Source organism: Streptomyces sp. NPDC043867 (assembly GCF_056435845.1).
On the sequence record NZ_JBWKDS010000057.1, the window covers coordinates 20,881 to 26,982 of the forward strand.

Annotated in this window: 5 protein-coding genes; all 5 read right to left on the bottom strand. The window is 72.0% G+C overall.

The window, feature by feature from the left end; genetic code table 11:
• Nucleotides 1–230: 230 nt before the first annotated feature.
• Nucleotides 231–914 carry a 4-carboxy-4-hydroxy-2-oxoadipate aldolase/oxaloacetate decarboxylase gene (ligK, locus tag AC069T_RS35500; RefSeq protein WP_478786658.1) on the bottom strand — a complete coding sequence of 228 codons (684 nt, stop codon included), beginning with the start codon at nt 912–914 and terminating at the stop codon, nt 231–233.
• 24 nt (nt 915–938) lie between these two features.
• On the bottom strand, nt 939–1,964 hold the full coding sequence (locus AC069T_RS35505) for an amidohydrolase family protein (protein WP_478786659.1): 1,026 nt from the start codon (nt 1,962–1,964) through the stop codon (nt 939–941).
• Between the two features lie 82 nt (nt 1,965–2,046).
• Nucleotides 2,047–3,378 carry an MFS transporter gene (locus AC069T_RS35510; RefSeq protein ID WP_478786660.1) on the bottom strand — a complete coding sequence of 444 codons (1,332 nt, stop codon included), beginning with the start codon at nt 3,376–3,378 and terminating at the stop codon, nt 2,047–2,049.
• 194 nt (nt 3,379–3,572) lie between these two features.
• Nucleotides 3,573–4,523: a catechol 2,3-dioxygenase gene (locus AC069T_RS35515; protein WP_478786661.1), complete on the bottom strand. Its 951-nt coding sequence runs from the start codon at nt 4,521–4,523 to the stop codon at nt 3,573–3,575.
• A 163-nt stretch (nt 4,524–4,686) separates the two neighbouring features.
• The gene (locus AC069T_RS35520) at nt 4,687–5,730 is read right to left on the bottom strand and encodes a 4-oxalomesaconate tautomerase (protein ID WP_478786670.1); all 1,044 of its coding nucleotides are present in this window, start codon (nt 5,728–5,730) and stop codon (nt 4,687–4,689) included.
• Between the last annotated feature and the right edge of the window lie 372 nt (nt 5,731–6,102).

The following is a 6,102-nucleotide window of genomic DNA, read 5'->3' on the forward strand; positions in this document are numbered from 1 at the left end:
TAAGGGGGGAGACCCCCTTCTTTTTTGGGCCTCTGCCCCCCCCCCCCCTCTTTTTTTTTTTTTCCCCCCCCCCCCCCCCCCCCCCCCCCCCCCCCCCCCCCCGCTGCCGCAGTTCGGAGCGGTCGCCGTCAAGCCCTGACCGGGGAAAGGTACTTGGGCGCCCTGCGGGAGGATTCGCGTAGCGGCGAAGGGGTGTCCGGCCTCGGGGGAAGCCGGACGTATCCCGCGTGTCAGTCCACGTACCGCAAGCCCGCCTTCTCGAGGGGCTCGCGCATCCCGTAGAGGTCGAGTCCCAGCTCACCAGCCTGGAAACGCCGGCGCTTGACCTCCTCGTCCGCCTCGCGCTTCGCGGCGGCCGCGGCCACCTCCGCGACCCGTCCGGCCGGGACGACCACGACACCGTCCGCGTCGCCGACGACCACGTCACCCGGGCACACCTGGGCGTTGGCACAGATCACGGGCACGTTGACGGAGCCGAGGGTGGCCTTGACGGTGCCCTTGGAGTTGATCGCCCGGCTGAAGACGGGGAAGTCCATCTCCGCCAGCTCCGCCACGTCCCGGCATCCGCCGTCGATGACGAGGCCGACACAGCCCTGGGCCCGCACCGAGGTGGCGAGGAGTTCACCGAAGAATCCGTCCTCGCACTCGGTGGTGCAGGCCGCCACCAGCACGTCGCCGGACCGCAGTTGTTCCGCCGCCACGTGCATCATCCAGTTGTCGCCGGGCTGCAGCAGCACCGTGACGGCCGTGCCGGTCAGCCTCGCGCCGGGGTAGACGGGCCGTATGCAGGGGCGCATGAGTCCGACGCGTCCCATGGCCTCGTGGAGGGTGCTCACGCCGAAGGGCGCGAGGGCGTCGACGTCGGTGCGGGAGGGCCGGTCCACGGTGCGGTGGACGACTCCGAGTTCGTACATGGCGATGCCGTTCTTCTCGTGGGGTCAGCGGCCCTGTCGCGTGAGCAGGGCGTTCAGGCGCGGGTAGACGGTGCGGGCGTTGCGCTCCTGGAGGTCGGCCAGCCGGCCGCGGGACAGGCCGGCGCTCTCCACATAGCGGCGGGTGTCGTCGAAGTGGTGACCGCTGCACGGGTCGATGTCCCGGACGGCGCCGATCATCTCCGACGCGAACAGCAGGTTGCGCAGAGGCACCACGTCGAGCAGCAGGTCGATGCCGGGCTGGTGGTAGACGCAGGTGTCGAAGAAGACGTTGTTCAGGAGGTGCTCCTCCAGCGGTGGCTTTCCGAGCGCCATGGCGAGACCGCGGAAACGGCCCCAGTGGAACGGGACGGCCCCGCCGCCGTGCGGAACGACAAGACGCAGCGTGGGGAAGTCGGTGAAGAGGTCTCCCTGGACGAGCTGCATGAAGGCCGTGGTGTCGGCGTTGAGGTAGTGCGCCCCGGTCGTGTGGAACGCGGGGTTGACGCTGGTGCTGACGTGCACCAGCGCCGGTATGTCGTACGCGACCATCGCCTCGTAGAGCGGATACCAGGAGCGGTCGGTCAGCGGCGGCGCGGTCCAGTGGCCGCCCGACGGATCGGGGTTCAGGTTCACCGCGACCGCTCCGAACTCCTCCACGCAGCGCTTCAGTTCGGGTACGCAGGTCGCGGGGTCGGCGCCCGGTGACTGCGGGAGCATGGCCGCGGGGACGAAGCGCTCCGGGTAGAGGGTGCTGACGCGGTGGACCAACTCGTTGCACAGGGAAGCCCATCGCTCGGACGTACGGAAGTCGCCCACGTGGTGGGCCATGAACGAGGCGCGGGGCGAGAAGACGGTCAGGTCGATGCCGCGTTCGTCCATCATGCGCAGCTGGTTGGTCTCGACGCTCTCGCGCAGCTCGTCGTCGCCGATGCGCAGGTCGGCCGGGTCGGGAGCCGCGGCGGGGCCGGTGAGCGCGGCGATCTGCCGGTTCCGCCAGGTCTCCAGGGCCGGCGGGGCGGTCGTGTAGTGACCGTGGCAGTCGATGATCATTGTTGGTGCTCCTGGGTGTGCGAGAGGGGAGCCCGGGCCGGAGGTCACGCGGGGGCGGCCCGGGAGCGCGCGTCCGCGGAGGTCAGCTCGGCGCGGACGCCGGTTGCGGAGTGCTGCCCTGCGGTGTTCGTCCGCGCCCCTGAAGGGTGGTGAGGCCGACGAAGACGGTGGAGAGTACGGCGGTCAGGGCGAAGACGGTGAAGCCCCAGTTCTCGTTCCGGGCGGCCACGAGCCGGCCGCCGAGCCACGGCCCGGCCACGGCCCCGAAACGGCCGATGCCGGAGACCCAGCCCACGGCGGTGGCACGGTTGTCGGCGGTGGAACGGCCCGCCACGGCCGCGTAGATCATGGCCTGGGCGCTGAACAGGAACAGGCCGGTGAGGAACACCACGACGTAGGTGAGCGCCAACGGCATGTGGATGCCCAGGAGATGGACACCGACGGCCGTGGCCGCGAACCAGAGGGTGGCGATGCGCGGAGCACCGAAGCGGTCGGAGAAGCGGCCGGCGACCAGCATGCCCACGATGCCGCCGGCGTTGATGACGATGACGAACGACAGGGAGGAGCCGAGCTCGTAACCGGCTCCGCGCATCATGGTGGGCAGCCAGTTGCTGACGCCGTACACGAGGAGCAGGCCGCCGAAGGACGCCAGCCAGAACAGCAGGGTGGTGCGCCACAGGCCGCCGCGGAACAGCGCGACGAGCGCGCTCCAGCGTTCGCCGGCGGCCGGGCGCTCCGCCTCCGCGGCGGGCAGGGCCACGTCGTAGCGGGCAGCGAGGGCGCGGGCTTCCTCGGTGCGGCCCCGGGCCAGCAGGAAGCTCAGCGACTCCGGCAGGAATGTGACGACCAGCGGTACGCCGATGAACAGGGGCGCGACGCAGATCCAGTAGGCGACGCGCCAGCCGGAGGGGCCCCCGGTCCACAGGCCCACGAGTCCGGACAGGATGCCGCCGGCCTGGTGGGCGGTCATGAGGGTGCCGACGATCAGGGCGGCCCGGCCGCGCGGGGCGTACTCGGCGACCATCGTGATGGTGGTGGGCAGCAGGCCGCCGAGGCCGAGTCCGGCGATGAAGCGGCCGAGACCGAACACTTCGAGGGTCGGAGCGGCGGCGCACAGGGCCGAGGCGAGGGAGAACACCGCGGTGCAGGTCACGATGACCTTCTTGCGGCCGATCCGGTCGGTGACCGTGCCGGCGGACAGGGCGCCCAGCAGCATGCCGAAGGTGGCGTAACTGCCGAGGTCACCCGCCTTTGACGGTTCGAGGCCGAGGGCGTGCTCCGCCAGCATGTGGGGCAGCACGGCGCCGTAGACGAACATGTCGAGGCCGTCGAAGAGGACGACCAGCCAGCACAGGCCGACGACGAGCGCGGCGAGTCTGCCGCCGCGGGCGGAGCGGGTCGGGGAGGAGGACATCGTTGTTTCCTCTCGTCCAGAGGCAGTCCCTGGAGGGGCTCGGGAGAAGCCGGGCCGTCGCGGCTCATGCGGCCGACCCGGTGTGCGCCCGAAGCTAAGGACCCGCGAACGCAAGTGTCAACGTTTTTGTCAACAATCTCGGGAACGGCTGCGCCCCGAGGTGCGGCATCCACCGGACCGTGCCGCTACGGCGGTCAGTCGAGCGGCGGAGTCCCGTGGGTGTGGAACGACTCGATGGTCTGGAGCCCCCAGGCCTGCCCCTTGGCGCGCTCCGCCTGGGTCCAGGTGATCAGGGGCCAGTCCGGCGCGAGGACCAGGCGCGTGAGCGGGTTGCACAACTCGATGCGGTTGCCGCCGGGTTCGTAGACGTACAGGAAGAACGTCTGCTGGATGGCGTGCTTGTGCGGCCCGGTCTCGATGTGCACCCCGTTGTCCAGGCAGAGATCGGCGGCGCGCAGGATGTCCTCGCGGGTGTCCGTGGCGAACGCGATGTGGTGCAGCCGCCCGCGGGAGCCCGACCAGTCCTCGGTGTAGACGAGGTCGTACGACTTGTTGGTGAAGGTCAGCCACTGGGCGGCGAGCCTGCCGGTGTCGAGGACGATCTGCTCGGTGGGGCGGGCGCCCAGCACGTCGCGGACGAAGCCCGCGTTGGGCGCGACGTCGGAGGCGAGGAAGTTGACGTGGTCCAGGCGGCGTACGCCGACGCCCTGCGCGGGTTTGGCCTGGGGCTGGTTCTTCAGGCCCGGCCGCAGCCCGGGCAGCGCCTCGTACCACCCGCTCTCCCAGTACAGCGCGATCTCGTGGCCGTCGGGGTCGCGTGTCAGGTACAGCGGGCCGATGCCCGGCTCGTCCTCGGCCCAGCGGCCACCGGGCCCGGCCCGCTCGGCCGCCTCGACCCTGCGCCGGAGTGCCTCCTCGCTGGAGACACGCAGTGCGGTCCGGCGGATGCCCGACGTCGAGTGGGCGGTCAGGGTCAGGCTGTGGTGTTCGTAGTCGTCCCAGGTCCGCAGGTGGACCGAGTCGCCGGCGCGGCCGTTCTCGGTCAGACCGAGGATCGTGGTGAAGAACCGGACACTGCCTTCGAGGTCCGGGGTGAGCAGTTCGACATGGCCGAGGTGGGCGATGTCGCCGAGGGGCGGGGTCATCGAGGGCTCCTTCAGGGTGCGGTGGGTGGGTCGAGGTGCGGCGGGGTGATGATCCGGGGTGCGCCCGAAGGCGGCGGGCGGTCGCGCGGGGGCGCGGCCGAACGCGGGGGTGCGGTCGTCCGGGGTGCGGTGCGGCGGTCGTCGGCGGCGTGCCGGGGCCGGCTCAGGCAGGGCGGGGGAAGACCGTGCCGTCGAAGATCTTCCGCGCGGTACGGACGACGGCCGTGCGGCCGGCCACGGGGACCCCGCCGAGCGGGTCGTCCTCGACGACGCTGTCGATGTCGAGGAAGCCGGTGGGGTGCTCGATGCGCAACTGCGTTCCCCGCGACGGAAGTTGTGCGACATCCCGGGCCACGCCGTCGCGCAGGCGCAGCCCGGCGGCGACACCGGCGGCCCCGAGGACACCGATCGCGGTGTGGCAGCGGACCGGGATGAAGGTGCGGGTCATGACGGCGCCGCCGTGCACGGGAGGGGCGAGCAGGGTGAGTTTGGGGACGGTCGTCCCGCTCACGTCGCCGAGGCCCATCAGCCGGCCGGCCGCCAGCCGGATCTCCCCGAGCCGCTCACCGAGCCCCCGGTCCTTCTCCAGCTCCGCGGGTTCCTCGTAGCCCTTGACTCCGAGGGAGGACGCGGCGATCAGGACGGTGGGCATCCCGTTGTCCACGCAGGTCACCTGCATTCCGGCGACGGTGTCACGCGAGCTGCCGGTCGGGAGCAGCGGTTTGGCGCCCCGCCGGAACTCGATCACCACGGGCGCGGCCGTGCCCGGCACGCCGGAGATCTCCGTCGCCCCGCGGTACGAGACGCGCCCGTCCGGCGTGGGAAAGGTCGCCGTGGCGTGGTCACCACTGTTGACCATCCTGATCCGTACGGCGGTCCGCCCCTCCTGGGGCACGACCAGGCCGCGCTCCACGGCGAACGGGCCGACTCCGGCCAGCAGGTTGCCGCAGTTCTGCCGGTCGGACACCTCGGCGCTGTCCACCGCGACCTGGAGGAAGAGATAGTCGACATCGGCGTCCGGGTGCGAGGACGGGGAGACCACGGCGACCTTGCTGGTCAGCGGGTGCGCGCCGCCCAGTCCGTCGATCTGGCGCGCGTCGGGACTGCCCATCATGCGCAGCAGCAGCCGGTCCCGGTCCATGGGGTCGTCCGGCAGGTCGTCGGCCAGGAAATAGGCGCCCTTGGAGGTGCCGCCGCGCATCAGCATGCACCGCACCGCGGTGACGCTCACGAGTGCACTCCCCCGCGGGCGCCGGACACGCCGGCACGGTACGGGGCGGCACGGTACGGGACGAAACCGGACTGGACGAGACCGGACTGGACGGAGCCGAACCGCACGGAACCGTACGGGACGGCCGGGACGGACGCGCGCGCCGGGTCCCCGGCCGGGAGAGGGCTGACGCCGACCGGCCCCAACTCTGCGTGCGGCCGGTCCCGTTGCCGAGACTCCCCCTGGGGGGCGCGCCCCGCGCGCCGGTCCCGGGGGGGGGGGGGGGGGGGGGGGGGGGGGGGGGGGGGGGGGGGGGGGGGGGGGGGGTGGTGGGGGGCGGTTTAGCCTTCTTTTCTGGCAGGGCGGTGG